At 69.5% G+C, this 25719-nt stretch carries 27 protein-coding genes; 18 read left to right on the forward strand and 9 right to left on the reverse strand.

Annotated elements, in window-relative coordinates:
• Positions 1–261: 261 nt before the first annotated feature.
• The 4 genes from EYW49_RS23385 (at position 262) to EYW49_RS04425 (ending at position 2530) form a co-directional block, all read left to right on the forward strand.
• A complete protein-coding gene (locus EYW49_RS23385) occupies positions 262–558 on the forward strand; it encodes a hypothetical protein (protein ID WP_228259469.1) in 297 nt (98 codons plus the stop codon).
• Between the two features lie 98 nt (positions 559–656).
• Positions 657–1898: a bifunctional glutamate N-acetyltransferase/amino-acid acetyltransferase ArgJ gene (argJ, locus tag EYW49_RS04415; protein WP_131306593.1), complete on the forward strand. Its 1242-nt coding sequence runs from the start codon at positions 657–659 to the stop codon at positions 1896–1898.
• A gap of 5 nt (positions 1899–1903) precedes the next feature.
• Complete coding sequence (gene mutT / locus EYW49_RS04420; RefSeq protein ID WP_131306595.1) at positions 1904–2302, forward strand: 8-oxo-dGTP diphosphatase MutT; 399 nt, start codon at positions 1904–1906, stop codon at positions 2300–2302.
• Positions 2303–2320: 18 nt separating this feature from the next.
• On the forward strand, positions 2321–2530 hold the full coding sequence (locus tag EYW49_RS04425) for a Flp family type IVb pilin (RefSeq protein WP_131306597.1): 210 nt from the start codon (positions 2321–2323) through the stop codon (positions 2528–2530).
• A gap of 19 nt (positions 2531–2549) precedes the next feature.
• Here the strand turns inward: EYW49_RS04425 and EYW49_RS04430 are convergent, their stop codons facing one another.
• Positions 2550–3452, reverse strand: a complete 903-nt coding sequence (locus EYW49_RS04430; RefSeq protein ID WP_131306599.1) for a class I SAM-dependent methyltransferase — start codon at positions 3450–3452, stop codon at positions 2550–2552.
• An 89-nt stretch (positions 3453–3541) separates the two neighbouring features.
• Here EYW49_RS04430 and EYW49_RS04435 point away from each other — a divergent pair, with 89 nt between their 5' ends.
• The 5 genes from EYW49_RS04435 to queG all read left to right on the forward strand — a co-directional run bounded on the left by EYW49_RS04435 (position 3542) and on the right by queG (position 7293).
• A complete protein-coding gene (locus tag EYW49_RS04435; protein ID WP_228259470.1) occupies positions 3542–4387 on the forward strand; it encodes a ComF family protein in 846 nt (281 codons plus the stop codon).
• Positions 4388–4429: 42 nt separating this feature from the next.
• Positions 4430–4705 carry a glutaredoxin 3 gene (gene grxC / locus EYW49_RS04440; RefSeq protein ID WP_131306601.1) on the forward strand — a complete coding sequence of 92 codons (276 nt, stop codon included), beginning with the start codon at positions 4430–4432 and terminating at the stop codon, positions 4703–4705.
• Between the two features lie 50 nt (positions 4706–4755).
• Positions 4756–5604 carry a carbon-nitrogen hydrolase family protein gene (locus tag EYW49_RS04445; protein WP_131306603.1) on the forward strand — a complete coding sequence of 283 codons (849 nt, stop codon included), beginning with the start codon at positions 4756–4758 and terminating at the stop codon, positions 5602–5604.
• Positions 5601–6050, forward strand: a complete 450-nt coding sequence (locus tag EYW49_RS04450) for a DUF1178 family protein (protein ID WP_131306605.1) — start codon at positions 5601–5603, stop codon at positions 6048–6050. The genes EYW49_RS04445 and EYW49_RS04450 overlap by 4 nt, the downstream gene beginning before the upstream one ends.
• Positions 6051–6117: 67 nt before the next feature.
• Positions 6118–7293: a tRNA epoxyqueuosine(34) reductase QueG gene (queG, locus tag EYW49_RS04455; protein WP_131306607.1), complete on the forward strand. Its 1176-nt coding sequence runs from the start codon at positions 6118–6120 to the stop codon at positions 7291–7293.
• Positions 7294–7364: 71 nt separating this feature from the next.
• Here queG and EYW49_RS04460 read toward each other — a convergent pair whose 3' ends face one another.
• The 5 genes from EYW49_RS04460 to EYW49_RS04480 all read right to left on the reverse strand — a co-directional run bounded on the left by EYW49_RS04460 (position 7365) and on the right by EYW49_RS04480 (position 14562).
• Complete coding sequence (locus EYW49_RS04460) at positions 7365–8846, reverse strand: methyl-accepting chemotaxis protein (protein WP_131306609.1); 1482 nt, start codon at positions 8844–8846, stop codon at positions 7365–7367.
• A 311-nt stretch (positions 8847–9157) separates the two neighbouring features.
• Positions 9158–10534, reverse strand: a complete 1377-nt coding sequence (locus EYW49_RS04465; RefSeq protein ID WP_131306611.1) for an MATE family efflux transporter — start codon at positions 10532–10534, stop codon at positions 9158–9160.
• 158 nt (positions 10535–10692) lie between these two features.
• The gene (locus EYW49_RS04470) at positions 10693–11253 is read right to left on the reverse strand and encodes a hypothetical protein (protein WP_131306613.1); all 561 of its coding nucleotides are present in this window, start codon (positions 11251–11253) and stop codon (positions 10693–10695) included.
• 70 nt (positions 11254–11323) lie between these two features.
• Positions 11324–13762 carry a DNA topoisomerase (ATP-hydrolyzing) subunit B gene (gene gyrB / locus EYW49_RS04475; RefSeq protein WP_131306615.1) on the reverse strand — a complete coding sequence of 813 codons (2439 nt, stop codon included), beginning with the start codon at positions 13760–13762 and terminating at the stop codon, positions 11324–11326.
• A 182-nt stretch (positions 13763–13944) separates the two neighbouring features.
• Complete coding sequence (locus tag EYW49_RS04480; RefSeq protein ID WP_131306617.1) at positions 13945–14562, reverse strand: LysE family translocator; 618 nt, start codon at positions 14560–14562, stop codon at positions 13945–13947.
• 297 nt (positions 14563–14859) lie between these two features.
• On the opposite strand from EYW49_RS04480, the gene EYW49_RS04485 reads away from it, so the two are divergent.
• Both EYW49_RS04485 and EYW49_RS04490 read left to right on the forward strand, forming a co-directional pair.
• A complete protein-coding gene (locus EYW49_RS04485) occupies positions 14860–15315 on the forward strand; it encodes a hypothetical protein (protein ID WP_131306619.1) in 456 nt (151 codons plus the stop codon).
• A 132-nt stretch (positions 15316–15447) separates the two neighbouring features.
• Positions 15448–15879 carry a DUF1036 domain-containing protein gene (locus tag EYW49_RS04490; protein ID WP_131306621.1) on the forward strand — a complete coding sequence of 144 codons (432 nt, stop codon included), beginning with the start codon at positions 15448–15450 and terminating at the stop codon, positions 15877–15879.
• A gap of 24 nt (positions 15880–15903) precedes the next feature.
• On the opposite strand, the gene recF is transcribed toward EYW49_RS04490, so the two are convergent.
• Entirely contained in the window at positions 15904–17097 is a 1194-nt protein-coding gene (gene recF / locus EYW49_RS04495) for a DNA replication/repair protein RecF (protein ID WP_131306677.1), read from the reverse strand.
• Between the two features lie 11 nt (positions 17098–17108).
• On the reverse strand, positions 17109–17300 hold the full coding sequence (locus tag EYW49_RS23390) for a DUF1192 domain-containing protein (RefSeq protein WP_131306623.1): 192 nt from the start codon (positions 17298–17300) through the stop codon (positions 17109–17111).
• A gap of 118 nt (positions 17301–17418) precedes the next feature.
• On the opposite strand from EYW49_RS23390, the gene EYW49_RS04505 reads away from it, so the two are divergent.
• The 5 genes from EYW49_RS04505 (at position 17419) to EYW49_RS04525 (ending at position 20975) form a co-directional block, all read left to right on the forward strand.
• On the forward strand, positions 17419–17979 hold the full coding sequence (locus EYW49_RS04505; protein ID WP_165498128.1) for a dihydrofolate reductase family protein: 561 nt from the start codon (positions 17419–17421) through the stop codon (positions 17977–17979).
• 51 nt (positions 17980–18030) lie between these two features.
• Positions 18031–18501, forward strand: coding sequence for a cupin domain-containing protein (locus EYW49_RS04510; RefSeq protein WP_131306627.1), 471 nt, complete (start codon positions 18031–18033; stop codon positions 18499–18501).
• 55 nt (positions 18502–18556) lie between these two features.
• Entirely contained in the window at positions 18557–19555 is a 999-nt protein-coding gene (locus EYW49_RS04515) for an NAD(P)H-quinone oxidoreductase (protein WP_131306629.1), read from the forward strand.
• Between the two features lie 152 nt (positions 19556–19707).
• The gene (locus EYW49_RS04520) at positions 19708–20439 is read left to right on the forward strand and encodes a DUF1013 domain-containing protein (protein WP_131306631.1); all 732 of its coding nucleotides are present in this window, start codon (positions 19708–19710) and stop codon (positions 20437–20439) included.
• 233 nt (positions 20440–20672) lie between these two features.
• Positions 20673–20975 (forward strand): hypothetical protein, encoded by a 303-nt coding sequence (locus tag EYW49_RS04525; protein ID WP_131306633.1) that lies wholly within the window; start codon positions 20673–20675, stop codon positions 20973–20975.
• Positions 20976–21039: 64 nt separating this feature from the next.
• Here the strand turns inward: EYW49_RS04525 and ubiG are convergent, their stop codons facing one another.
• Entirely contained in the window at positions 21040–21798 is a 759-nt protein-coding gene (gene ubiG / locus EYW49_RS04530; RefSeq protein WP_131306635.1) for a bifunctional 2-polyprenyl-6-hydroxyphenol methylase/3-demethylubiquinol 3-O-methyltransferase UbiG, read from the reverse strand.
• Positions 21799–22051: 253 nt separating this feature from the next.
• Here ubiG and EYW49_RS04535 point away from each other — a divergent pair, with 253 nt between their 5' ends.
• Both EYW49_RS04535 and ptsP read left to right on the forward strand, forming a co-directional pair.
• Positions 22052–23326 (forward strand): aspartate kinase, encoded by a 1275-nt coding sequence (locus tag EYW49_RS04535; RefSeq protein WP_131306637.1) that lies wholly within the window; start codon positions 22052–22054, stop codon positions 23324–23326.
• A gap of 112 nt (positions 23327–23438) precedes the next feature.
• Positions 23439–25715: a phosphoenolpyruvate--protein phosphotransferase gene (gene ptsP, locus EYW49_RS04540; protein WP_131306639.1), complete on the forward strand. Its 2277-nt coding sequence runs from the start codon at positions 23439–23441 to the stop codon at positions 25713–25715.
• Positions 25716–25719: the final 4 nt, after the last annotated feature.

Raw genomic sequence — 25719 nt, forward strand, 5'->3', positions numbered from 1 at the left:
CGAAGGTGGGCGGGCGCCGCGCGGAGGGGCTGGGCGATCTCTGCGGGGCGAGGCCGGGCGACCGCCGCGAGGCGGGGCTGGGCGAGCACCGCTCGGAGTGGCTGGGCAATCTCCTCAACGGGCGACTGCCGCGAGGCCGGACGGAGCGAGCTTCTGGACGAGGGCTTCACGAGAACCTTCACGAGGAGTTGGACGAGGGACTGGACAGGCGCGCTCGAACGGTTTATACGAAACGGAACGTAACGTATAGAGAAAACGTCGATGCCCCATCTCGCCTCACTGCTCCGTCCTTCCTTCGGCTTCGGCGCGGCACTGCGTCCGCGCCGCCCGCTGCTGCCGTCGCGGTTGCGATTCGCCCTCTTGGTGATGCTCGGCGCCTATCCGCTGGTGGCGGTGTTGCAACTGATCATCGGCCCCTGGGTCTCCACGTGGCCGGGGGTGATGCGGCCCTTGCCGATCGTTCCGTTCATGGTGTTCGGCATGGTCTACGGCGTGATCCCGTCGATCCATCGCTTCGCCGGCGGTTGGATCGCGCGGGGGTCGCACGAGGCTTCGTGAGCGGCGCGCTCCGCCCGGCGCTTGAGTGCGACGCTCCCGGCGGCTAAACCCCTGGGAGCCGCACGCCGACGCTCCTTCCCGAACAGGGTCTCCCGCTCATGTCCCATGCCGTCTCGCCGCTCGCCCCCAAGGATCTCCCCGTCGCGCCGGCCGTGCCCGGCGTGCGCTTCGCCACGACCGCGGCGGCGATCAAATACGCCGGCCGCACCGACGTGCTGCTGGCGGTGTTCGACGAGGGCACGCAGGTCGGCGGGGTGTTCACCACCTCGAAGTGCCCGTCGGCGCCGGTCGACTGGTGCCGCGCGCGGCTCGGCGGCGGGCGGGCCCGCGCCCTGGTGGTCAATTCCGGCAATGCCAATGCGTTCACCGGCCGCAAGGGCGTGGCGACCGTCGAGCACACCGCGGCGATCGCTGCGGCGGCGGTCGGCTGTTCGCCGGACGAGGTGTTCCTCGCCTCGACCGGGGTGATCGGCGAGCCGCTCGATGCGGCGAAGTTCGAGCCGGTGCTGGCCGAGACCGCGCGCCGGGTGGCCGAGGGGCCGTGGCTCGACGCGGCGCGGGCGATCATGACCACCGACACCTTCCCGAAGGTCGCGACCCGCACGGTCGCCATCGGCGGCGTCGCGGTGGTGCTCGCCGGCATCGCCAAGGGCGCCGGCATGATCGCCCCCGACATGGCGACGATGCTGTCCTTCCTGTTCACCGATGCGGCGATCGCCGCGCCGGTGCTGCAGAGCCTGATTGCGCAAGCCGCCGGCGACAGTTTCAACGCGGTGACCGTCGACGGCGACACCTCGACCTCCGACACGCTGCTGCTGTTCGCCACCGGGCGAGCGGCGGCGCGCGGCCAGGTCGAGATCACCGATGCGGCCGACCCGCGCCTCGCCGGCTTCCGGGCGGCGCTCGACGAGCTGGCGCTGGAGTTGGCGCAGTTTGTGGCGCGCGACGGTGAAGGGGCGCGCAAGTTCATCGAGGTCCGGGTCGAGGGCGCGGTGTCGAAGGCCTCGGCGCGGCGGATCGCCCGGTCGATCGCCAATTCGCCGCTGGTCAAGACCGCGGCGGCCGGCGAGGACGCCAATTGGGGGCGGGTGGTGATGGCGGTCGGCAAGGCCGGCGAGCCGGCCGAACGCGACCGGCTGGCGATCTGGTTCGGCGACATCCGCGTGGCGGTCGACGGCGAACGCGACCCGGCCTATTCGGAGGCCGCGGCCTCGGCCCACATGAAGCAGGACCACGTGGTGATCCGCGTCGAGCTCGGTCTGGGGACGGGGTCCGACACCGTCTACACCTGCGACCTGACCAAGGAATACGTGGCGATCAACGGCGACTACCGGAGTTGACGTCGATGCGCAGCGTACTCGTCGCCGCCGTGGCGCTGATCGACGCCGACGGACGGGTGTTGATCGCCCAGCGCCCGGAAGGCAAGCCGATGGCCGGCCTGTGGGAATTTCCCGGCGGCAAGGTCGAGGCGGGGGAAACGCCCGAGGATGCTCTGATCCGCGAGCTCGACGAGGAACTCGGCATACACGTCAAGGCGGCGTGTCTGGCACCGCTCAATTTCGTCAGCCACCGTTATGACGATTTTCACCTTCTGATGCTACTTCATGTCTGTCGGCGTTGGGACGGGAGCGTCACGGGACGCGAAGGGCAAGCCCTCAAATGGGTCAAGCCTCTGAAGCTGCGTGAATTTCCCATGCCGGCGGCGGATCTGCCGCTGATCCCCGATTTGATCGAATTGTTCTGAAGAGGCCCTGGGTCAGAGATGAAGAATTCTCTCTCGCACATGCGCCGGAGCCTCACGTTTCGGTTCCGCTCGATGACGACCGACCCGACCGGGTCGGTGTCGATGGAATATGGTCTGGTCGGCACCCTGATCTCGATCGCCATCGTCGGGGCGCTGTCCTCGACCGGCGGCGGCGTCGCCGACAAGTGGAACAACTTCTCCAACACGATCATCAGCTACCTGCGCTGACGAAGTCCCGAACCGGGCGTCACTCTCCGCGCGTCGAGTCGTCGGCATAGCCCGGCGACTTCAGCACGTCGGCGAGGCGGGCGGTCGCCGAGCCGGGCTTCAGCGGCTTCTGCTGGCCCTCGTGGGGCGCCCAACCCGATGCCGAAACGATCTCGAAGGTGGCGCGCAGGCGCCCGTCGGGATCGGCGTGGCGTTCGGCGTAGATCTCGGCGGCGCGCAGGAACAGCGCCCGCGGCGTCGGGCGGCGGGCGCGGTCGTGCAGCGGGTTGGTCGCCCCCATGGCGCGCAGGTCGGCGAACAGGTCGAGCAGCGAGCCGTAGCGCACCACCACCCGGTCGACGTCGGTGACCGGCAGGGCGAAGCCGGCGCGGTGGAGCAGGCCGCCGAGGTCGCGCACCCCGAGGAACGGCGCCACCCGCGGTCCGGCGCCGCCGGTGATCTCGATCTCGGCGCTCATCAGCGCGTCGCGCAGCTCGAACAGCGTCGCGCCGCCGAACAGCGACGCCAGGAACAGGCCGTCGGGGCGCAGCGCCCGGCGGATCTGCACCAGCGTGCCGGGCAGATCGTCGACGAACTGCAGCGACAGCATCGACAGCACCAGATCGAGGCTCTCGGGAGCGAAGGGCAGGGCCTCCTCGTCGGCGATCAGGTCGCCGCCGGGGTGGCCGGGGTCGATCGCCGCGACCAGGACGCGCTCGGCCTTGTCGAGGGCGCGGACCAGATCGGCGGCGGGCCCGGCGGCGAGGCCGAGGTCGACGGCGGTGGCGAAACGCCGCAGCACGGGGGCGAGGCGATCGCCGAGATCGTCGATCACCCGGGCGAGCAGGAAGTCGGCACCGGGGCGCGGCGCGGCGCGGGCGCGGGTCCGCCGGCGGCGCAACAGCGCGCGGTCGAACAGGCGCGGGGCGGTGGTCTCGGTCATCGGCGCTCCTCGGCGACGCCTCCCCATCGCACGCGGCCGCGGGTCCGTCAAAGGGGCGGGCGGCGTGTCGCGGGCGGACGGATCGCGCTATGCTGGCGATCTCGGCGGGGGCGGAGGCGATGGGCGAGACCGAGGACGAGGCGGACGGCGGTCGGGACCCGCGGTGGCGACGCTTGGCTCGGGCGGTGGTCGCGGGCGGTCGGTCGGCGGTCGGTGGGCTGGTCGACCTGATCGTGCCGCCGGTGTGCCTCGCCTGCCGCCGGCCGGTGGCGCGGGCGCACGGGCTGTGCGGCGCCTGCTGGGCGCGGCTGACGCCGATCGAGCGGCCCTATTGCGAGCGCCTGGGCATTCCCTTCGGCTACGACATCGGCCCCGGCGCCCTGTCGGCGGAGGCGATCGCCTCGCCGCCGGTGTTCGACCGGGCCCGCGCCGCGGTGATCTTCGACGACGTCGCCCGCGATCTGGTGCACGGGCTGAAGTATCACGACCGCACCGAGGCGGCGCCGCTGATCGGCCGGATGACGGCGCGGGCCGGGCGCGATCTGCTGATCGACGCCGAGGTGATCGTGCCCTTGCCGCTGCACCGGCGTCGGCTGTGGACGCGCAAGTTCAATCAGGCGGCGCTGATCGCTCTCGAAGTCGGGCGCGCCTCGGGGGTGGCGGTCGACGTCGGAGCGCTGATCCGCATCCGCGCCACCCGGCCGCAGGTCGGGCTCGGTGAGGCCGAACGGATCGCCAACGTGCGCGGCGCCTTCCGGGTGCCGGCCTCGCATCGGGCGGCGATCGAGGGGCGACGGGTGGTGCTGGTCGACGACGTGCTGACCACCGGCGCGACGGTGTCGGCGGCGACGCGGGCGCTGCGACGGGCCGGCGCCCTGCGCATCGACGTCCTGACGTTCGCGCGGGTTGCTCCCGGGGGGGCGATCACGATATGAACGGGGCGTGACCGCGGTGCACACCGACGCAGAGGATACCGCATGGCTCGACCCCAGGTTCTGATCTACACCCGCGACGGTTGCGGCTACTGCGTGGCGGCCAAACGGCTCCTCGGCGCCAAGGGCGTCGCCTTCGAGGAGCGCAACGCCACGGCCACACCCGCTTGGCGTCAGGAGATGATCGGCCGCTCGGGGCGGACGACCTTCCCGCAGATCTTCGTCGGCGACACCCATGTCGGCGGCTGTGACGATCTTCATGCCCTGGACGCCCGTGGCGGGCTCGATCCGCTGCTGGCCGGGGGCGCCGACCCGTCGTGAACGGGCGATCGGCCGCGCATCCCGCGAGGGGGCGTGGCGAGAGAGGAAGCATGACGACGTTCCGTGCCGCACTCGTCCAGATGAGATCCTCGCGCTCGGTCGCCGAGAACGTCGCGAGCCTCGAAGGCTACGTGCGCGAGGCGGCGGCCGGCGGCGCGGTCTATGTCCAGACGCCGGAGACCACCGGCATCATGGACGAGGACCCGGCGCGGCTGTTCGCGACGCTGACCGACGAAGCGGGGGACGCGACGCTCGCCGCGGCGCGACGTCTGGCCGCGGAACTGTCGATCCATCTCCACATCGGATCCCTGGCGATCAAGGTCGGCGACGGCACCAAGGCCGCCAACCGCGCCTTCGTGATCGGCCCCGACGGGGCGATCGTCGCGCGCTACGACAAGATCCATCTGTTCGACGTGCAGCTCGCCGACGGTCAGGTCTATCGCGAGAGCGCGCGCTACGTCGCCGGCGACAAAGCGGTGATGGTCGATCTGCCGTGGGGGCGGCTCGGTGTGACGATCTGCTACGACGTGCGCTTTCCCCATCTCTATCGGGCGCTGGCCGGAGCCGGCGCGGGACTCCTGGCGGTGCCGGCGGCCTTCACGCGACCGACCGGCGAGGCCCATTGGCACGTGCTGCTGCGCGCCCGGGCGATCGAGACCGGCGCCTGGGTGCTCGCCGCGGCCCAGGGCGGCGTCCACGAGAACGGCCGCGAGACCTACGGCCACAGTCTGGTGATCGATCCCTGGGGCCGGGTGGTCGCGGAAGCGGGCACCGAGCCGGGGGTGATCTTCGCCGACATCGACATGACCGAACCGGACGTGGTGCGGGCGCGGGTGCCCTCGCTGCGCCACGATCGGCCGTTCACGGCACCGGCGTCGGACGGGAGGACGGCGACATGATCCATTATTCGCTGCTCTGCGACTCCGACCACGCCTTCGAAGGCTGGTTCCGCTCGTCGGAAGACTTCGACGCCCAGGCCGCCAAGGGCCTGATCTCCTGCCCGGTGTGCGGCTCGACGGTGGTCAACCGGGCGATGATGGCGCCGAGCGTGCGCACCGCCCGCGGCCGCGAGGAGCGCGAGGAGGCGCCGCGCCGCCAGGCGGTGATGATGCCGGACCCGGCCCAGAAGATGATGCTCGAGGCGCTGCGCGAGATCCGCAAGAAGGTCACCGAGAACGCCACCTATGTCGGCGACCGGTTCGCCGAGGAGGCGCGGCGGATGCACTTCGGCGAGGTCGAGCACCAGGGCATCTACGGCGAGGCAACGGCGGACGAGGTCCACGCCCTGGCCGAGGACGGCGTCGAGTTCCAGCCGCTGCCGACCCTGCCGGAAGAGCGCAACTGAGCCGCACCGTCGCTCGGCGCGGCGGATGCGATCCGCGCCTGCCGATCGGCCCGGGTCGAGGCCGCCGATGACCGCCACCGCCCCCGCCGATCGCGCCCAGCTCAGGCGCTTCCTCGACGCCGAGGCGCGGCGCCTGGGCTTTTCCGGCGTCGGGGTGACCGGCCCGGATGCGATCGATCACGCGGCGGTCGATCTCGCCGGCTTCCTCGCCGCCGGCCACCACGCCACCATGACCTGGATGGCCGAGACCGCGGCGCGACGGGCGCGCCCGCGGGCGCTGTGGGACGAGGTGCGGTCGGTGATCGTGCTGGCCTTCGACTACGGGCCGACGAGCGATCCGCTCGAGGGGCGGGGGGATCGAACCCGTGGCGAGATCTCGGTCTATGCCCGCAACCGCGACTATCACGACGTGATCAAGGGGCGGCTGAAGGAACTCGCCGATCGCCTCGCCGGGGAAGCCCGCCGCCGCGGCCTCGGGTCGCGCGCCAAGGTCTTCGTCGACACCGCACCGGTGATGGAGAAGCCGCTCGCCGCCGCCGCCGGCCTCGCCTGGCAGGGCAAGAACACCCTGGCGGTGTCGCGGACGATCGGCGGCTGGTTCTTCCTCGGGGTGATCTACACCACGCTGGAGCTCGACGCCGATGCCCCGGCCGCCGACCATTGCGGCTCGTGCCGGCGCTGCCTCGACGTCTGCCCGACCGACGCCTTCCCGGCGCCGCATCGGCTCGATGCCCGCCGCTGCCTGTCCTATCTGACCATCGAACACGACGGGCCGATCCCCACGGAATTCCGCGCGGCGATGGGCGACCGCATCTACGGCTGCGACGACTGTCTGGCGGTGTGTCCGTGGAACAAGTTCGCGGCTGTCGCGCGCGAGGCCAAGCTGGTGGCGCGCCCGGATCTGGTGCGGCCGGCGCTGGCCGATCTGGTCGGGCTCGACGACGCGGGCTTCCGGGCGCATTTCGCGGGCTCGCCGATCAAGCGCATCGGGCGGGCGCGCTTCGTCCGCAACGTGCTGATCGCGATCGGCAATTCGGGAGCGGCGGAGCTCGCGGCGACGATTTCCCCCCGGCTCGGCGACCAGTCGGCGATGGTGCGGGGGGCGGCGGTGTGGGCGGCGGGGCGTCTGATGTCCGGGTCGGCGCTCGCCGCCGCGTTCCGCGGCAAGGGCGCCGCCGAGCGCGACCCGGCGGTCGCGGCGGAATGGCGGGCGCTCGGATTCACGCCCCCGGCGGAGGCCTGAAGGCCGGCGGCGACGCGAGGGAAAACCCACCCGCGTCGCCGGTCGCCGATCGCCGGTCGTCGATCGAAGCCTCACGCCAGGGCGCGCGAGGCTTCCTTGACTTTGCGGGTGGCGTCGTCGACCGCGTGGGTCGAGCGGGCGATCTCGCTGATGCCGGTGTCGATGGTCGCGACGCCGGTCGCCGCGGTCTGCATGTTGGCCGACATGTCGCGGGTCACCGCCTCCTGCTCCTCGACCGCGGTGGCGATGTTGGTGGAGATCTCGTTCATCCGGCCGATGGTCGCCGAGATGCCGGCGATGGCGTCGACCGCCATGCGGGTATCGTTCTGGACCGCGGCGATCTGGGCGCCGATCTCTTCGGTCGCTTTGGAGGTCTGGGTGGCCAAGCTCTTGACCTCGGAGGCGACGACCGCGAAGCCACGGCCGCTCTCGCCGGCGCGCGCCGCCTCGATGGTGGCGTTCAGCGCGAGCAGGTTGGTCTGAGCGGCGATCGAATTGATCAGACTGACCACTTCCCCGATCTTCTGGGTCGCGGCCACCAGGGTCACGATGGTGGTGTTGGTGTCGTCGGCCTGACGCACCGCCTCGTTGGTAATCTCCAGGGCATGGGAGACTTGGCGGCTGATTTCGGAGACCGACTGGGCCAGTTCCTCGGCGCCGGCGGCGACCGCCTGGACGTTGGACGAGGTCTGGGTCGAGGCGGCGGCGGCGGCGGCGGCCTGCTGGTTGGCGCGGTCGATGGCGTCGCCGATGGCGCCGAGATCGGCATCGATGCCGCGCTGCAGATCGTGGCGTCGCAGACGGTCGGCGACCGAAGCCGTGACGTCGGTGGCGAACTTGACCACTTTGAACGGCCGACCGGCCATGTCGAAGACCGGGTTGTAGGAGGCCTGGATCCAGACTTCCTTGCCGCCCTTGGCGATACGCTTGTATTCGGCGGTCTGGAACTCGCCGCGGCGCAGCGCTTCCCAGAAGGCGCGATAAGCGGGACTGGACCGCTCGGCGGGATCGACGAAGATCGAATGATGCTGACCGACCACCTCGTCGAGCCGGTAGCCGAGCGCGCCGAGGAAATTCTCGTTGGCGTGGAGGATCTTGCCGTCGAGGTCGAAGGAGATCACCGCCTGCGACCGGTCGATGGCGTCGAGTTGGCCTTTGACCTCGGCGGTCTTCAGCTTCTCGGCGGTGACGTCGGTGGCGTATTTGACGACCCGGAAGGGGCGGCCCTTCGCATCGAGCAGCGCATTGTAGGAGCCCTGGATCCACACCGGCTTGCCGCCCTTGGCGATGCGCTTGAATTCGGCGACCTGAGATTCGCCGCGGCGCAGGGCGTCCCAGAAGGCGCGGTACTCGGCGCCGTCACGTGCGGTTTCGTCGACGAACATCGAATGATGACGTCCGCGGATCTCGTCCAGAGAATAACCCATCAGCCCGAGAAAATTGGCGTTGGCGTCGACGATGGTACCGTCGAGCTCGAATGAGATCGTCGCCTGAGACTTGTCGAGGGCCCGCAGTCGGGCGCGGGCTTCGCGGGCGGCTGAGAAAAATTTCATGGAGCATGCCTCGAGTGAGTGATCAGGGGTTAATGTTCTTTTCTATTTTTTCGATCTCAGGTAGCAACGGATGGGGTCAATCGCATATGACGCGAGTCTTTGCAATTGGTTCGTAAATACTCTGTGTTAAACTGCTTAATATAAAGTGAAACGTCAGTGTACAACTTTACTGGTTGTTGAATTCTGCGATCAGAGACCGCTGATTTCAGCGTTGATCGTCGATTTTTACCGGTCTTACGTCGGAGATGGCTGGTTGGATCTCCTCGCCGATCATTTGGATCGGCTCCGTTTCCGCTCGGTGTCGGCCGAAATCAGGCCGCGCGGTCGGCCGCGGTCAGACGCACCCAGCGCACCACCAGCGCCACGGCGACGACCCCGAGGCCGGAGGCCAGACCCATCCAGATGCCGCGGCCGCCGAAGCCGAGGGGGAAGGCCAGGACCACCGAGGCGGTCAGGCCGATGCCCCAATAGCCGATGCCGGCGAGGATCATCGGCACGCGGGTGTCGTGGCGGCCGCGCAGCATGCCGGCGGTGACCACCTGAATGCCGTCGGCGAGCTGGAAGATCGCGGCGAGTGCCAGGAACGAGCGGGCGAGCGCGAAGGTCGCGGCGACCGCCGGATCGGCGGCGTCGAGGAAGGCGCCGATCAGGGCGGTCGGGGCCAGTGTCATGGTCGAGGCGGTGACGGCCATCACCACCACCACCAGGGCCATCGCGGTCCAGCCGGCGACGGCGATGCCGGCCGCGTCGCGGCGGCCATAGGCGAGGCCGACCCGCACGGTCGCCGCCTGGGACAGGCCGAGCGGGATCATGAAGGCGGTGCCGGCGATCTGCAGGGTGATGGCATGGGCGGCGAGCGTGGCCGTACCGAGCAGGCCGGCGAGGAAGGCGGCGGCATTGAAGATCGTCGTCTCGAAGGCGATCATCGCGCCGATCGGCGCGCCGAGCTTGAAGAACGCCACGAATCGCTGCGGATCGGCGCGCCAGAAGCGGCCGAACAGGTGATAGCGGCGGAAACGGCGGTCGGTCGACAGCACCACCGCCATCGCCGCGACGGTCGCGGCATTGGTCAGGAAGGTCGCCCAGCCGACGCCGATCAGCCCGAGTTCGGGTGCGCCGAGCCGGCCGAAGATCAGCGCCCAGCCGATCACCGCATTGACCGGCACCGCGGCGACGCCGATCGCCAGCACCCACATCGGCCGCTCCAGCGCCGCGACGAAGGCGCGCAGGGCGATGAACACGAAGAACGGCAGCAGGCCCCACATCAGCACGTGCAGGATCCGCGCGGCGTCGTGACCGAGGGCGGGATCCTGGCCGAGCAGGGCGAAGATCGGCTCGGCGTTCCACAGCACGGCCCAACTCGGCACGGCCAGCGCCACCGCCGCCCACATCGACTGGCCGACGGTGCGGCGGACGTCGCGCACCGAATGGCGCATGCGGCCGCGCTCGCGCGCCACCATCGGCATGGTCGCCGACATCACGCCGACGCCGAACAGCATGAAGACGTTGTAGAGATTAACCGCCAGCGCGCCCGAGGCGACGGCTTCCGCCGACAGGCGGGAGAGCAGCAGCACGTCGGTGGTGTTGAGCGCCATCTGGGCGAGCTGGCCGAGGATCATCGGCCAGGCCAGCGCCAGCGTGGCGACGGCCTCGGCGCGCCAGGGGGCGAGGCGGGCGGGGAGGGGCATGGGCGTCGCGGGCTTCCGGTTCGCCGGGCGGCGGGGCCGTCCCGGACGGGATTTCGAGCCCGCACTCTTCCGCCATCGCGCCCCGATCCGCAATCGCCGATCGCTGATGGAATCGATCAGCAGGGGTGATGGGAGGGGGTGGGCGGAGCGTTTCTCGTTCACGCGCCCACGAGATGCAGACCTTTGGCGACGCCGATCGCCGCGCCGACGGCGATCAACGCGAGGCCGACGCGACGACTCGCCTTCGGTCGGCCATCGGCTTTGAAGTACAGGCGGGCACAACTGAAGAGCGAAACGACGGACTGCGCCCCGAGTGCGATGAGGTAGTTATCGAGTGTGAGTCCGTACCGGTCGCCGGGTATGAGGTAATCGTACGAATACCAAGTAACGACGGCAGCGAAAGGGAGAGAGAGCAAGACACGAAGGAGCCACCGACGCTTCGGCGCACTCCAGACAACAGCGGAAAGCAGCAACTGCGACGGTCCGAGCACGAGGAGGACGCCGAACACCGCGACGATCGTCTCGATCGGCGCAAATATGAAGGGGAGGGATGCCGCGTGGCGCTGAGATCGGTTCGGATTGATCCCGATAAAATCAGTCTGAACGATATCCGTCACCGAAGAGAGAAACGCAAAGCAGGCTAGTGCTGCGGCAATCCAAAAGAGGCTCGCGAGAAAACTCGTCACGACCTGTCGACGAGCGACGCCGCAATCCTGCATGACGCCAACTCCACTGTGCCGACATCGCTATCGCGGGACCGACGAAGGTCAAGCGCCGCTCCGCGACCCCTCACGCGTCGAGATTGGCCGTCAGGGCGTTCTCGATGATGAAGTCGCGGCGGGGTTCGACCTCGTCGCCCATCAGGCGGGTGAAGATCTCGCCGGCGTCGTCGGCCTCGCGGACGCGGACCTGCAACAGCGAGCGCATGTTGGGGTCGAGGGTGGTCTCCCACAGCTGCTCGGGGTTCATCTCGCCGAGACCCTTGTAGCGCTGCATGGTGATGCCCTTGCGGCCCTGCGCGAAGATCGCGGTGAGCAGCTCGATCGGCCCGTGCACGGCGATGGTGCTCTCCTTGCGGCGCAGGCTGGTCGGGGTGCTGAACACTTCCGACAGGCGGGCGGCGTGGGCGTCGAGGCGGCGGGCGTCGAGCGAGCCGATCAGGCCGGCGTCGAGGATGCGGGTCTCGGCGACGCCGCGCAGGGTGCGGGTCACGACGATGCCGCCGTCTTCGCCGACGTGGCCGCTCCAGCCCTTCTCGTAGCTGTCGGCGAGGGTGTCGAGACGGGTGGCGAGCGCCGCCGCGGCGGTCGCGGCGCGTTCGGGATCGTCCAGCACGCGCTTGTCGAGGGCGCCGCAGATCGTCGCCTGTTCGACGATCGCGCCGGAATAGCGGTGGTGCAGGTTGTCGACGACGTGGCGCACCTGGCGGCATTCGTCGGCCAGCGCCGCGAGATCCATGCCGGCGATCTCCTCGCCGGTGCCGAGCACCAGACGGGTGTCGTCGAGACCCTGGTGGATCAGATAATCCTCGAAGGTCTTCTGATCCTTGAGGTATTGCTCGGACTTGCCGCGCGTCACCTTGTACAGCGGCGGCTGGGCGATGTAGAGATAGCCGCGATCGATCAGCTCGGGCATCTGACGGTAGAAGAAGGTCAGCAGCAACGTGCGGATATGGGCGCCGTCGACGTCGGCGTCGGTCATGATGATGATCTTGTGGTAGCGGATCTTCTCGATGTTGAACTCGTCGGCGCCGATCGAGGTGCCGAGCGCGGTGATCAGCGTGCCGATCATCTCCGACGACAGCATCTTGTCGAAGCGCGCGCGTTCGACGTTGAGGATCTTGCCGCGCAGCGGCAGCACCGCCTGATTCTCACGATTGCGGCCCTGCTTGGCGGAGCCGCCGGCGGAGTCGCCCTCGACGATGAACAGTTCCGACTTGGCCGGATCCTTCTCCGAGCAGTCGGCGAGCTTGCCGGGCAGCGAGGCGACGTCGAGCACGCCCTTGCGGCGGGTCAGTTCGCGGGCGCGGCGGGCGGCCTCGCGGGCCGCGGCGGCCTCGACCACCTTGCCGACGACGACGCGGGCCTCGGCCGGATGTTCCTCGAACCACGTCGACAGCGCGGCGTTGAGCAGGTTCTCGACCACCGGGCGGACCTCGGAAGAGACCAGCTTGTCCTTGGTCTGGGACGAGAACTTGGGGTCCGGCACCTTGACCGAGAGGACGCAGGTCAGGCCTTCGCGGCAGTCTTCGCCGGTCAGCGAGACCTTCTCCTTCTTCATCAGGCCGGAGGAATCGGCATAGCCGGTGACCTGACGGGTCAGCGAGGCGCGGAAGCCGGCGAGATGGGTGCCGCCGTCGCGCTGTGGGATGTTGTTGGTGAAGCACAACATCTGCTCGTGGTAGCTGTCGTTCCACCACAGCGCGCATTCCACCGTGATGCCGTCGCGCTCGGACTTGGTGTAGAGCGGCGACGACAGGGCCGGCTTCTTGGCGCGGTCGAGCCAGCGCACGAATTCGACCAATCCGCCCTCGTAGTGGAGGTTGACGGTGCGGGCTTCGGCGCCGCGGTGGTCTTCGAAGATGATGTTGACGCCGGAGTTCAGGAACGCGAGCTCGCGCAGGCGATGCTCCAGCGTGGCGAAATCGAAGTCGACATGGGTGAAGGTGTCGGTCGAGGGGGTGAAGGTCACCTCGGTGCCGCGCCGGCCGGGGGCGGAGCCGACCACCTTGAGGTCCTCTTCCGGCACTCCGTGGCGGAAGCGCATGAAGTGGCGCTTGTCGTCGCGCCAGATCGTCAGATCGAGGACCACCGACAGGGCGTTGACCACCGAGACGCCGACGCCGTGCAGGCCGCCGGACACCTTGTAGGAGTTCTGGTCGAACTTCCCGCCGGCGTGGAGCTGGGTCATGATGACCTGCGCCGCCGAGACGCCTTCCTCGGTGTGGATGTCGGTGGGGATGCCGCGGCCGTCGTCGCGCACGGTGACCGAGCCGTCGGCGTTGAGCGAGACGTAGACCTCGGTGGCCCAGCCGGCCAGGGTCTCGTCGATGGCGTTGTCGACCACCTCGTAGACCATGTGGTGGAGGCCCGAGCCGTCGTCGGTGTCGCCGATGTACATGCCGGGGCGTTTGCGAACGGCGTCGAGACCCTTCAGCACCTTGATGGAGTCGGCGCCGTAGTCGTCTGCACCGGTCTTCGATGCGCCGTCTTGGGTCTGGTCGGTCATGGGGTCTGGGGTCACTCTCGTCGGCTGTCGCGAGACCGTTTCATAGAGGGTTGGGAGGGGATGCGCAAAGGTTGCCGCACGCCCGCGAAAAGACGTGTCGGTTCAAGGCCCTGCCCGGTGGATTTCCGGCGTTCCGGCGCGGCGCCTGCGACCGATTCGCGCGCGCTTCGCCCAAGTCGGGCTCAACGGGTCGCCACCGCCACCGCGGCGCCGGCCATCATCGCCCCGGCGGTGCGGTCGAGGATGCGGCGGGCGCGGGCGTCGCGGAAGAAGTCCCGCGCCCGCGCGGCGAGCCACGCATAGACCGCGCCGACCACCAGCAGATCGATCAGCACGATGGCGCTCATCTCGACGAAGCCGACGGTGGTCAGCTTCGCCAGATCGACCACGGTCGGCAGCAGCGCCATGTAGAAGATGATGGTCTTGGGGTTGCCGAGGGTCAGCGTCAGGCCGGCGAGCCAGACGCGGGCCGGCGAGCGTTCGGGACGCGCGGCGGCGCCGACCTCGGTGGCGTGCGGCGCGGTGGTCCACAGCTGCCAGGCGAGCCACAAGAGATAGGCGGCGCCGGCGAACTTCACCAGCGTGAACACCGTGGCGAAGGTCTGGGCGATCGCCGACAGGCCGAGGGCGGCGCAGGTCAGGAAGACCAGATCGCCGCAGATCAGGCCGACCACCATCGGCATGGTGCCCCAGAAGCCGACCGCCAGGGCGCGGGCGACCAGCGCCGTCATGCCGGGCCCGGGAATGGCCGCGGCGATGGTCAGCGCGAGGGTGAAGGCGACAAGGGTGGTCGGGTCCATGAGCGGGCACTCGGCGTGTCGGTCGTCTCACCGCGGCCGGTGCCGATGATCCGAGAAGAAGCGATAGCCGAACCAAGCCGCCGCCGCCAGGGCGACGATGAGCCAAGGAACGCGATCCGGCGTCCAGCGCCAGAGCAGGAGGACGACGCAGAGGGCGAGCGCAACGGTGGAGGAGAGATTGTTCAGGGTGGTCTCCCTTGCGTCTGCAGTTTTACGGAGGGGGCGACTCACTTGACAATCTACCATTGCATGCTGTTGTTCGTTCTGCAACCGTACAGCGCAGGGGTTACGAGAACGATGAACGATTCCAGAGACAACGGGCCGCAGGACCGCGAAGATCCGCGCCGGAACAAACTCCTGCGGCGGCTGAAGCGCTACGCCCGTGATCGCGGCTCCCTGATCAGAGCTTACGCAGATCTGGTCGCCGGGTCGGTGCGCCGGTCGCCGTTATGGCGGGCGATCACGGCAGGTAATCTCGGCGAGATCTGGGCGAGTTTTTCCGATTGGCTCAATCGGCGACTCACGCCGGAACAACGGACCCTTCTCTTCGACGTCGTCTGCGTTCGCGGTCGCTACTGCGAACGGAAGAAGGGCTACAAATTGCTCGCGGAAGCCGCTGCGGTCATTTGGGACATCTGGGGTGACGAACGCAGCGGCACGCTGATTCATATCGCCATCGGGATCGCATTCGGCTTCTTCGACAAGTTCTGCGGCTGCGATTCGATGGCTGCTGCCGGCGCCCTGGTGGCGTGACCTTCTCGGCGGTCGGGACACTCGCCATTCGCGCAATTCTCTCCGCAAGCCCCTGGACGGACTTCCTAAATCGATTAGTGTCGGCAGTTCCGACGCCCCGCAGGGAGGCGGGCGTCGGCAGGGGGGAAAGTCATGCGGAAATTCGTGGTGTCGTGGGGACTGGCGATCGGGGCGCTGGCCGCGGTCGGGGGAGCCCCGAGCCGGGCGCAGGATTCGGGGCTGTTCGACTTCAGCGTCTGCAACGAGACGCGGTCCAAGGCGTCGGTGGCGATCTCGTCGCGCTATGCGCCGGGCTCGTCGGACTTCGTGGTGGCCGGCTGGTGGGTGGTCGAACCGGGCAGCTGCCGGCGCATCGGCGCCTATCCGCGCGGCCATTTCTACACCTTCGCCAAGGCCCCGAACGGCAATTTCTGGGGGCGCGGCGATCTCCATCTGTGCACCGAGCAGCCCGGTCCGTTCAAGCGGATCAACCTCAAGACCTACAAGTGTTCGAACGATCTCCTGAAGCCGTTCAACCACGTCGAGGTGGTCAAGAGCAGCTACGAATGGACGCTCAATCCGTGACGGAGCGCCGTCCGGGGGGACGGCTCAGGACCATGACGGGCGCCGGCGCAGGCCGGCGACCCCGACGTCCCACACCACCGCGCGGTCGCCGAGTGCCGCAAAGGCCTCGGCGTCGGTGCCGGTCATCCAGCATTGCGAGCCGATCGCTTCGACCGCGTCGAACAACTCGCCGCGCCGGCGCGGGTCGAGGTGGGCGGCGACCTCGTCGAGCAGCAGCAGCGGCGCGCGGCCGCAGGTCTCGCCGACCAGCCGGGCGTGGGCCAGCACCAGACCGAGCAGCAGTGCCTTCTGCTCGCCGGTCGAGGACAGCGCCGCCGGCATCGCCTTGGGGCCGTGGTGGACCACCAGATCGGCGCGGTGCGGCCCGTCGAGGGTGCGCCCGGCGGCCTTGTCGCGGCGTCGGCCTTCGGTCAGGCGGGCGCGGTAGAGATCTTCGGCCTCCGCCGCCGGACCGCCGCCGGCCACCGCCGCCTCGATCTCGCCTTCCAGCGCCAGATCGGCATGGGGGAACGGGCTGTCGAGGCGCGAAGCGGCGATCAGTCGGGCGAGGCAGGCGACCGTCTCGACCCGCGCCGACGCGACCGCGATGCCGAGCTCGGCCATCTGGGTCTCGATGGCGGAGAGCCAATCGTGGTCGAGGCGGTCGTCCTCGAGCAGGCGGTTGCGGCCGCGCATCGCCTTCTCGAAGGCGGCGACGCGGCTGCCGTGGCCGGGATCGAGGGCCAGCACCAGCCGGTCGAGGAAGCGCCGGCGGTCGCCGGCCGGGCCGGTGAACAGGCCGTCCATCGCCGGGGTCAGCCACGACACCCGCAGAAAAGCCAGGAACTCGTCGGCCGAGCGGGCCGGTTCGCCGTCGATGCGGACGCGGCGGGCGCGGGCTTCGTCGTCGCCGACCCCGTCGGAGCCGGTGCCGAGCCGAACCCGGCCGTCGGGGCCGTCGATCTCGGCGAAGATCGTCCAGGCGCCGGGGCCGCCGCGCCGCGCCATCTCGTCGAGTCGGGCGCGCCGGAGGCCGCGGCCGGGGGTCAGCAGCGACAGGGCCTCGAGGACGTTGGTCTTGCCGGTGCCGTTGTCGCCGGCCAGCACCACGTGGCGGGCGTCGCCGTCGAGGGCGAGGGCGGCGTGGTTACGGAAGTCGCCGAGCCGCAGCGTGGTCACCGCGACGCGGGCGACGCTCGCGCGGGCGGGCGTCGCATCGGCGTCGTCGGCGCAGGCCACGGCGGGTGCGATCACAGGCGGAACACCGCATCGGCCGCCGAGCGCGAGGCGCGCCGCGCCGCCACTTCGCGTTCCAGCCGTTCGATCTCGCCGCGCAACAGGGCGATGCGCTCCTCGAGTTCGCCGACCGAGACCAGCGACACGTCCTGGCCGATCTCGTGCGGGGGCTTCTTGGGAACGCGGTCGTCTTCGATCAGGGCCATGGGCGGCGTCCGAGGTTGCCGCGACGGGTTCGATCCCGGCGCGCCGGTGGAGTATAGGACGGGGAGCGCCGGGCCAAAAGGGTTCGACGCGCCGAGGACCGATCGGAGGGGCGCGGGGATGGTCGAGGTCGTGGTCTACATCGCCCATTCGGTCGACGGATTGATCGCCGACCGGGCCGGCAGTCTCGACTGGCTGAAGCCGTGGGAAGCCGGCGACTACGGTTACGACGCCTTCTACGCCCGAATCGACGCGGTGGTGATGGGGTCGACGACCTATCGCGAATGCCGGCGCTTTCCCGAATGGCCCTATCGCGGCAAGGCGGCGATGGTGATGACCAAGGGGCCGCGCATCGACGAGGACGGGCTCGCGGTGTTCGACGACCGCACCGCGGTGGAGATCGCCATCGATCTCGAACGCGCCGGGCTCGGGCGGATCTGGGTGGTCGGCGGCGGCGGGCCGATTCGCGCCTTCCTCGACGCCGGGCTGGTGCGGCGGATGCATCTGTTCCAGATTCCGGTGCTGCTCGGCGGCGGCACGCCGCTGTGGCCGCCGGGGCGCAAGGCCTGGTCGGCCACGGTCGACCGGGTGACCGCGCACCGCGACGGGGTGATCGAGACGGTTCTGGAAATCTCGAGCCCCGACGGCGGCGGGCGTGACAGGGGGCGGAGCGGGTTGTAGCGTCCGGGAACCGGCGCCGACGCACGCCGTGCCCCGCCGGAGGTCCGTCCGATGCCGACACCGCCCGCCTTCGATCCCCGCGACGTCCCCGAATCGAACGCTTCGGCCCTGCCGGAGCCGTTCCGTACGCGCAACAGCCATCGCTGGTATCGCCGCCTCGGCGCGCATGCCGGATTGACCAACTTCGGCGTCAACCTGACCCGGATCGAGCCGGGCGGGCAATCCTCGGTGCGCCACGCCCATTCGGCCCAGGACGAATTCGTCTGGGTGGTGGCCGGCGAAGTGGTGCTGGAGACCGACGCCGGCACCCAGACGCTGGTCGCCGGGCAGTGCGCGGGCTTTCCCGCCGGCACCGGCGACGCTCATCGCTTCGTCAACCGCTCGGCCTCGGATGCGACGATCCTGGTGATCGGCGACCGCACCGCCGGCGATCGGCTGACCTACCCCGACGACGACATCTCCGGCTATTTCGATTCCGACGGCAATTACCACTTCACTCGCAAGGACGGCTCGCGACCGTGAGCCGCCGTCCGGCGGTCCCGTCCGGGGTCGCCACCGTTCGAAGGATCTCCTCCCCATGACCGACCTGCCCGAGACCCAGACCGTGATCGCCGTGCCGTCGCCGGGCGGACCCGAGGCGCTGGTCGCCGAGACGCGTCCGGTGCCGCAGCCGGGGCCGGGCGAGATTCTGGTCAAGATCGTCGCGGCCGGGGTCAACCGACCCGACGTGCTGCAGCGCGAGGGCGGTTATCCGCCGCCCAAGGGTGCCTCGGACATCCCCGGCCTGGAATTCTCCGGCCATGTCGTGGCCTGTGGCGACGGCGCGACGCGCTTCGCCTATGGCGATGCGGTGGTGGCGCTGGTGGCCGGCGGCGGCTACGCCGAATATGCCGTGGTGACCGAGACCAACGCCCTGCCGGTGCCGACCGGGCTCGGTCTGGTCGAGGCGGCGGGCCTGCCGGAGACGGTGTTCACGGTGTGGTCGAACGTCTTCGACCGCGGCGGCCTGAAGGCCGGCGAGGTGTTCCTGGTGCACGGCGGCACCTCGGGGATCGGCGTCACCGCGATCCAGCTCGCCAAGGCCTTCGGCGCCACGGTGATCGCCACCGCCGGCGGAGCGGACAAGTGCGCGCGCTGCCGCGAGCTCGGCGCGGATCTGGCGATCGACTATCGCGCCCAGGACTTCGTCAAGGAGGTCAAGGACTTCACCCAAGGCCACGGCGCCGATCTGATCCTCGACATGGTCGGCGGCGACTATATCGAGCGCAATCACGAGGCCGCCGCGGTGGAAGGCCGGATCGTCCAGATCGCCTTCCTGCGCGGCTCCAAGGCGACGGTCAACTTCATGCGGATCATGCTCAAGCGGCTGACCCACACCGGCTCGACGTTGCGCGCCCGCGACACGGGGTTCAAGGCGGCGATCGCCCGGGCCGTCGAAGAGCGGGTGTGGCCGCTGGTGGTCGCCGGGGAGATGCGGCCGATCATCGATTCGACCTTCCCGCTGGCCCGGGCCGCCGACGCCCATCGGCGGATGGAGACCAACGCCCATGTCGGCAAGATCATCCTGACCGTGTGAAAGGCACAGGCTTCACGCCCGCGTGTCCCCCCTATTGCGCAATTGCACGGGGAAGAGGCAGGGGCTATAAGGCGGTCATCTCCGATCATTCGACGTGAAGTCCGCTTCCCCCCGCCGGCCGGCCGGGGAAAGCCTCGAGGAAGGTACATCCGATGGCGACCCCGCTGAATACGCCGTTGATGCCCAAGGCGACCGCCGTGTGGCTGGTCGAGAACACCGCGCTGTCGTTCGACCAGATCGCCGCCTTCTGTCGGCTGCATCCGCTCGAGGTCAAGGCGATCGCCGACGGCGAGGCGGCCCAGGGCATCAAGGGTCTCGATCCGATCATGACCGGGCAATTGACCCGCGAGGAGATCGACAAGGCGGTGCGCCAGCCCGAACACCGGCTGAAGCTCGCCGACCCCAAGGTGCGGGTGCCGGAAGCCAAGCGCCGCGGCCCGCGCTACACCCCGGTGTCGCGCCGCCACGACCGGCCCAACGCCATCCTGTGGCTGTTGCGCAATCATCCCGAGCTGAAGGACGCGGCGATCATGCGTCTGGTCGGCACGACCAAGACGACGATCCAGCAGATCCGCGACCGCTCGCACTGGAACGCCGCCAATCTGGCGCCGTCGGATCCGGTGACGCTGGGCCTGTGCTCGCAGATCGAACTCGACTTCGAAGTCGAGAAGGCGGCGAAGTCGCTGCCGGCGCGCGAAGCGGGCGACCCGGGCGCGGCGACGCTGATGCCGATCGAGGAGTCGATCCCCGCCGAGCCGGCGTTCGGCGGCGACTACGGGTCCGGCGGCCGCGACCGCAGCGAGGAGATCGACGCCGACAAGGTGTTCGCCAAGCTGAAGTCGCTGAAGGGCCCCGAGCCCGACGACGACGACGCGGTGTTCTGAGCGGTCCACGACATTCGACGATCACGGGCGGGAGCGATCCCGCCCGTTCGCGTTTCGGGGGCCCGGGCCTCGCCCTTGGTCCGATTGCCAGCCGCGGGCGCGAGGATTACAATCGATTAGAAGGTCGGAGAGCCGACCTTCACGATCTCGGGCGACACCCGAGGCGGGGCGGCCCGCCTCCGCCGATCCGGCCGGGACTGCGGCCGCTTCCCGTGACACGGGAGGACGGACACATGTTCGACGCCAGTGACAGAACCCTGAAACGCGCCCTCGACGAGTTGGGGCGGCGCATCCGGGCGCGGACGGACGACTTCCGCGAACGCGGAGAGTTCTCCGACGTCCATGCCGGGGTCTTCGAGGATCTCGAAGACCGGCGCGAAGCGCTGCGCGCCGCGGTCGACGCGGCGGTCGACGAAGGCCACACCGGCACGGCGCTGCTGCGCGAATCGCGCGCCGATCTCGACGCCCTGGTCGCCGACTTCGAAGGCATGCTGTTCCACACCGCGGCGGCGGAGATGCGGGCGCATCGCGCCTGAGGTGGTCGCGGGATGACGGCGCGGCGGGGCGGGAGGAGCCTCGGCGCGTCGGCCTCGGCGACGCTCAGGCTGCGGCGGGGCGTTCGGCGACCATCAGATAATTGACGTCGAGATCGCCGGCCTTCAGCGACCAGGTGCCGGCGAGCGGATCGAACACCATGCCGCAAGCGTCGAGCACGGCGAGGCCGGTCGCCTCGACGGCGCGGTTCAGTTCCTTCGGTGTGACGAATTTCGACCAGGTGTGGGTGCCGGGCGGCAGCCAGCGCAGCACGTATTCGGCCCCGACGATCGCCAGGGCGAAGCTCTTGAGCGTGCGGTTGAGGGTGGCCAGCACCAGGAGCCCGCCGGGCCGCACCATCTTGGCGATCTCGCGCAGGAACAGCGGCAGATCGGCGACGTGTTCGACGATCTCCATCGCCACCACCACGTCGAAGGTCTCGTGCGCCGCGGCCAGGGCTTCGGCGGTATCGGCGCGCCAATCGGCGGTGACGCCCATCCGCTCGGCCTGGGCGCGGGCGGCGGCGATGTTGGCGGCGCCGGCGTCGACGCCGACCATGTCGGCCCCGAGGCGGGCGAGCGGCAGTGTGACCAGTCCGCCGCCGCAGCCGATGTCGAGGATGCGCAGGCCGGCGAGCGCGAGGCTGTCGTCGACGTCGCGGCCGAAGGCGCGGCAGATCTCCCGCTTCAGATAGGCGAGCCGGGTCGGATTGAGCCGATGCAGGGGTGCCATGCGACCGGCGGGATCCCACCAGTCGTCGGCCATGGCCTCGAAGTTGCGGATCTCGGCCGCGTCGACGGTGCCTCGGGCGTGGGGATCTGACATGGGATCGGCTCCTGCAGGCGGGATCGGCCCGCCTCTCGACGTCGCCCGCAAGGTCCACGTCGGGGCGCTCCGGGTCAAGGGGCGATCGCCTGCGCCGGGGCCGCCCCTCGGTACCCGAGTTGATCGAGCGGCGCGAAGCGGTTATGAAGCGCCGTTTCCCCGGGGTCGCTCCCCGACGCCTCCCGCGTCGGTCGCGGACCCGTTCCCGTCGGGATCTCCCGGCAGTCCGCCCCACCCGAGAGGCCCGGCACCGATGGCCCGACTGGTCCTGAAGTTCGGCGGCACGTCCGTCGCCACTGTCGAACGCATCCGCAACGTCGCCCGCCACGTCGCCCGCGAGGTCAAGGCCGGCCACCAGGTGGCGGTGGTGGTCTCGGCGATGTCGGGGGTCACCAACACCCTGGTCGGCTACGTCAACGACGCCGCGACGAGCGGCATGGCGATGGACGGATTCTACGATCAGATGGAATACGACGCCGTCGTCGCCTCGGGCGAGCAGGTGACGTCGGGCCTCCTGGCGATCGTGCTGCAGGCGATGGGCCTTCCCGCGCGCTCCTTCCAGGGCTGGCAGATTCCGCTCATCACCGACGACGCTCACGGCGCGGCGCGGATCCTCGATCTCGACGGCAAGGCGCTGATCGACACCATGGCTTCCGGCACGGTGGCGGTGATCGCCGGCTTCCAGGGCATCGGCCCGACGGGGCGCATCGCCACGCTGGGGCGCGGCGGGTCCGACACCAGCGCGGTGGCGGTCGCCGCGGCGATCGGCGCGGACCGCTGCGACATCTACACCGACGTCGACGGCGTCTACACCACCGATCCGCGCATCGTGCCCAAGGCCCGCCGGCTCGAGAAGATCGCCTTCGAAGAGATGTTGGAGATGGCCTCGCTCGGCGCCAAGGTGCTGCAGGTGCGCTCGGTCGAACTGGCGATGGTCAAGAAGGTGCGCACCTTCGTGCGTTCGAGCTTCGACGATCCCGAGACCGTCGGGGTCGACGCCCACGGCAATCCGCCGGGAACTCTCATTTGCGACGAGGACGAGATCGTGGAAACTCAGGTCGTCACCGGGATCGCCTATTCCAAGGACGAGGCCCAGATCTCGCTGCGGCGGGTCGCCGACAAGCCCGGCGTCGCCGCGGCGGTGTTCGGCGCGCTGGCCGAAGCCAACATCAACGTCGACATGATCGTGCAGAACACGACCGCCGACGGCTCGACCACCGACATCACCTTCACGGTGCCGGCGGTCGACGAGGGCCGCGCCCGCTCGGTGCTGGAAGGCGCCCAGACGGTGATCGGACCGACGCTGATCGAGAGCTCGGCCGACGTGGTCAAGGTGTCGGTGATCGGCATCGGCATGCGCAGCCACGCCGGCGTCGCCGCCGAGGCGTTCAAGGCGCTGGCCGGCAAGGGCATCAACATCCGCGCCATCACCACCTCGGAGATCAAGATCTCGGTGCTGATCGACGCCGCCTACACCGAACTGGCGGTTCGGACTTTGCATTCCGTCTACGGTCTCGATAAGCATTGACGGTGCGGCGTCGCGCTTCGGTGCGGGACGCCGAAACCATTTCCGCGTGCGCGATCCGGCGGCGCGGCGAAGCCGACGGGCGAGTGCGATGCGAGAGCCAGGAGGAGCGGAGATGCGGGGATCTCTGGGCGCACCACGCCTGCTGCTCCGACGCCTGCGCGAGCTCATGGCGGAGCCGATCAACGCCCAGGATCGGCTCGACAAGATCGTCGAACAGATCGCCACCAACGTGGTGGCCGAGGTCTGCTCGGTCTACGTGCTGCGCGCCGACAACGTCCTCGAACTGACCGCCACCGTCGGTCTGAAGCGCGAGGCGGTGCACCAGGCCAGCCTCAAGGTCGGTGAAGGTCTGGTCGGTCTGATCGCCGACGAGGCGCGCTGCCTCAACCTGCCCAACGCCCAGTCGCACCCGGCCTTCGCCTACAAGCCGGAGACCGGCGAAGAGATCTTCAACGCCTTCCTCGGCGTGCCGATCCTGCGCGCCGGCCGGACCCTCGGCGTTCTGGTGGTCCAGAACAAGGCGCACCGCACCTATCAGGAAGAAGAGGTCGAGGTCCTCCAGACCACGGCGATGATCATCGCCGAGATGATCGCCGCCGGCGGTCTCGAACCGCTGCTGACCCCCGGTTCGTCGCTCGACCTCAAGCGGGCGATGCAGATGCAGGGCGTCGGCTTCGGCGAAGGCGTCGGCCTCGGCCACGTCGTGCTGCACGAGCCGCGCGTGGTGGTCTCCAATCTGATCGCCGACGACGCGCGGCGCGAGGCCAACCGCCTGGAAGCGGCGATCGAAAAGCTCCGGATCTCGGTCGACGACCTGTTGCAGCGCTCCGACGTCGATCAGATCGGCGAGCATCGCGACGTGCTCGAAGCCTATCGGATGTTCGCCTACGACCGCGGCTGGGTGCGCAAGATGGAGGAGGCGGTCAAGAACGGCCTCACCGCCGAAGCCGCCGTCGAGAAGGTCCAGTCCGACACCCGGGCGCGGATGCTGCGCCAGACCGACCCTTACCTGCGCGAGCGGTTGCACGATTTCGACGCGCTCGCCAACCGGCTGCTGCGCGAGCTGATGGGGCGGCCGCACGGACCGGTGTCGGGCGTGCTGCCCAAGGACGCGGTGATCGTCGCCCGCAACATGGGCGCCGCCGACCTGTTCGACTACGACCGCGACCGGGTCAAAGGGCTGGTGCTCGAAGAGGGCTCGTCGGCGAGCCACATCTCGATCGTCGCGCGCTCGATGGGCATCGCCATCGTCGGCCAGGTGCCCGGCGTGGTGTCGCTGGTGGAATCCGGCGATTCGATCATCATCGACGGTGAGCTCGGGGTGGTGCATCTGCGCCCGGCCTCGGACGTCGAGGCGGCCTTCGCCGAGAAGGTGCGGTTCCGGGCGCGCAAGCAGGCGCAGTACCGGCGGCTGAAGTCGCGGCCGTCGATCAGCAAGGACGGCCAGCACGTCCAGCTGCTGCTCAACTCCGGCCTTTTTCTCGATCTGCCGCATCTCGAGGACAGCGGCGCCTCGGGCATCGGCCTGTTCCGCACCGAGCTGCAGTTCATGGTGGCGCCGGCCTTCCCGCGCATCGGCGAGCAGGAACAGCTCTATCGCAAGGTGCTCGAATCGGCCGGTGGCAAGCCGGTGACCTTCCGCTCGCTCGACATCGGCGGCGACAAGGTGCTGCCCTATGCCCAGAGCTTCGAGGAGGAAGAGAATCCGGCGATGGGCTGGCGGGCGATCCGCATCGGCCTCGATCGGCCGGGGCTCTTGCGCATCCAGGTGCGCGCCCTGCTCAAGGCGGCGGCCGGTCGCGAATTGCGGCTGATGTTCCCGATGATCACCGACGTCTCGGAGTTCGAGCGCGCCCAGGCGCTGGTCGAGCGCGAGAAGGCCTTCCTGAAGCGGGTCGGCTACGAGATGCCCGAGACGATCAAGCTCGGGGTGATGATCGAGGTGCCGTCGCTGCTGTTCCAGCTCGACGAGCTGTTCGGCAAGGTGCATTTCGCCTCGGTCGGCTCCAACGACCTGTTCGCCTTCGCCTTCGCTTCCGACCGCGGCAATTCGCGGATGGCCGGGCGCTACGACACCCTGTCGCGGCCGTTCCTCCGGATGCTCAAGTTGATCCAGGACAAGGCGATCGAGCATCACGTGCCGCTGACCCTGTGCGGCGAGATCTCGGGCAAGCCGATCGAAGCGATGGCGCTGATCGGGCTCGGCTATCGCTCGATCTCGATGTCGTCGTCGTCGGTCGGGCCGGTCAAGTCGATGCTGCTCGAGCTCGACGTCGCCAAGCTGCGCACCCGCCTGCTGCCGCGCCTGGAGCCGGGCCGCACCCAGGACGACATCCGCAAGATGCTCAAGGCCTTCGCCGAGGAGCAGGGGATCCCGGTGCAGCCCTAGCGGC

Origin of the sequence: Siculibacillus lacustris, from assembly GCF_004328075.1 — a bacterium.
Classification (GTDB): domain Bacteria; phylum Pseudomonadota; class Alphaproteobacteria; order Rhizobiales; family Ancalomicrobiaceae; genus Siculibacillus; species Siculibacillus lacustris.

What these genes read in the sequence shown, in the direction of transcription:
- EYW49_RS23385 (WP_228259469.1), top strand. Translation starts at nt 262, where the DNA reads ATGCCCCATCTCGCCTCACTGCTCCGTCCTTCCTTCGGCTTCGGCGCG.
- argJ (WP_131306593.1), top strand. Translation starts at nt 657, where the DNA reads ATGTCCCATGCCGTCTCGCCGCTCGCCCCCAAGGATCTCCCCGTCGCG.
- mutT (WP_131306595.1), top strand. Translation starts at nt 1,904, where the DNA reads ATGCGCAGCGTACTCGTCGCCGCCGTGGCGCTGATCGACGCCGACGGA.
- EYW49_RS04425 (WP_131306597.1), top strand. Translation starts at nt 2,321, where the DNA reads ATGAAGAATTCTCTCTCGCACATGCGCCGGAGCCTCACGTTTCGGTTC.
- EYW49_RS04430 (WP_131306599.1), bottom strand. Translation starts at nt 3,452, where the DNA reads ATGACCGAGACCACCGCCCCGCGCCTGTTCGACCGCGCGCTGTTGCGC.
- EYW49_RS04435 (WP_228259470.1), top strand. Translation starts at nt 3,542, where the DNA reads ATGCTGGCGATCTCGGCGGGGGCGGAGGCGATGGGCGAGACCGAGGAC.
- grxC (WP_131306601.1), top strand. Translation starts at nt 4,430, where the DNA reads ATGGCTCGACCCCAGGTTCTGATCTACACCCGCGACGGTTGCGGCTAC.
- EYW49_RS04445 (WP_131306603.1), top strand. Translation starts at nt 4,756, where the DNA reads ATGACGACGTTCCGTGCCGCACTCGTCCAGATGAGATCCTCGCGCTCG.
- EYW49_RS04450 (WP_131306605.1), top strand. Translation starts at nt 5,601, where the DNA reads ATGATCCATTATTCGCTGCTCTGCGACTCCGACCACGCCTTCGAAGGC.
- queG (WP_131306607.1), top strand. Translation starts at nt 6,118, where the DNA reads ATGACCGCCACCGCCCCCGCCGATCGCGCCCAGCTCAGGCGCTTCCTC.
- EYW49_RS04460 (WP_131306609.1), bottom strand. Translation starts at nt 8,846, where the DNA reads ATGAAATTTTTCTCAGCCGCCCGCGAAGCCCGCGCCCGACTGCGGGCC.
- EYW49_RS04465 (WP_131306611.1), bottom strand. Translation starts at nt 10,534, where the DNA reads ATGCCCCTCCCCGCCCGCCTCGCCCCCTGGCGCGCCGAGGCCGTCGCC.
- EYW49_RS04470 (WP_131306613.1), bottom strand. Translation starts at nt 11,253, where the DNA reads ATGCAGGATTGCGGCGTCGCTCGTCGACAGGTCGTGACGAGTTTTCTC.
- gyrB (WP_131306615.1), bottom strand. Translation starts at nt 13,762, where the DNA reads ATGACCGACCAGACCCAAGACGGCGCATCGAAGACCGGTGCAGACGAC.
- EYW49_RS04480 (WP_131306617.1), bottom strand. Translation starts at nt 14,562, where the DNA reads ATGGACCCGACCACCCTTGTCGCCTTCACCCTCGCGCTGACCATCGCC.
- EYW49_RS04485 (WP_131306619.1), top strand. Translation starts at nt 14,860, where the DNA reads ATGAACGATTCCAGAGACAACGGGCCGCAGGACCGCGAAGATCCGCGC.
- EYW49_RS04490 (WP_131306621.1), top strand. Translation starts at nt 15,448, where the DNA reads ATGCGGAAATTCGTGGTGTCGTGGGGACTGGCGATCGGGGCGCTGGCC.
- EYW49_RS23390 (WP_131306623.1), bottom strand. Translation starts at nt 17,300, where the DNA reads ATGGCCCTGATCGAAGACGACCGCGTTCCCAAGAAGCCCCCGCACGAG.
- EYW49_RS04505 (WP_165498128.1), top strand. Translation starts at nt 17,419, where the DNA reads ATGGTCGAGGTCGTGGTCTACATCGCCCATTCGGTCGACGGATTGATC.
- EYW49_RS04510 (WP_131306627.1), top strand. Translation starts at nt 18,031, where the DNA reads ATGCCGACACCGCCCGCCTTCGATCCCCGCGACGTCCCCGAATCGAAC.
- EYW49_RS04515 (WP_131306629.1), top strand. Translation starts at nt 18,557, where the DNA reads ATGACCGACCTGCCCGAGACCCAGACCGTGATCGCCGTGCCGTCGCCG.
- EYW49_RS04520 (WP_131306631.1), top strand. Translation starts at nt 19,708, where the DNA reads ATGGCGACCCCGCTGAATACGCCGTTGATGCCCAAGGCGACCGCCGTG.
- EYW49_RS04525 (WP_131306633.1), top strand. Translation starts at nt 20,673, where the DNA reads ATGTTCGACGCCAGTGACAGAACCCTGAAACGCGCCCTCGACGAGTTG.
- ubiG (WP_131306635.1), bottom strand. Translation starts at nt 21,798, where the DNA reads ATGTCAGATCCCCACGCCCGAGGCACCGTCGACGCGGCCGAGATCCGC.
- EYW49_RS04535 (WP_131306637.1), top strand. Translation starts at nt 22,052, where the DNA reads ATGGCCCGACTGGTCCTGAAGTTCGGCGGCACGTCCGTCGCCACTGTC.
- ptsP (WP_131306639.1), top strand. Translation starts at nt 23,439, where the DNA reads ATGCGGGGATCTCTGGGCGCACCACGCCTGCTGCTCCGACGCCTGCGC.